Genomic DNA, 320 nt, shown 5'->3' on the forward strand with positions numbered 1-320 from the left:
GCACCAACGGTACGGCCGCCTTCACGGATCGCAAAACGCAAACCATCAGTCATCGCGATTGGTGCGATAAGTTCAACATCCATAGCAATGTTATCACCAGGCATTACCATCTCTGTACCTTCTGGCAGAGAAACAACACCCGTAACGTCAGTTGTACGGAAATAGAACTGTGGACGATAGTTAGAGAAGAATGGTGTGTGACGACCGCCCTCTTCTTTCGTCAGAATATAAGCTTCAGCTTTGAAGTTCGTGTGAGGTGTAATAGAACCCGGCTTCGCAAGAACCTGACCACGCTCAACATCTTCACGGCCAACGCCACG

1 protein-coding gene is annotated in these 320 nt (G+C 49.4%); it reads right to left on the minus strand.

The window, feature by feature from the left end:
• A partial coding sequence (locus WH96_RS20975) for an EF-Tu C-terminal domain-related protein (RefSeq protein ID WP_047766205.1) occupies nt 1-320 on the minus strand: 320 nt, incomplete at both ends.

The sequence above is a fragment of the Kiloniella spongiae genome (assembly GCF_001026905.1).
Lineage (GTDB): Bacteria > Pseudomonadota > Alphaproteobacteria > Kiloniellales > Kiloniellaceae > Kiloniella > Kiloniella spongiae.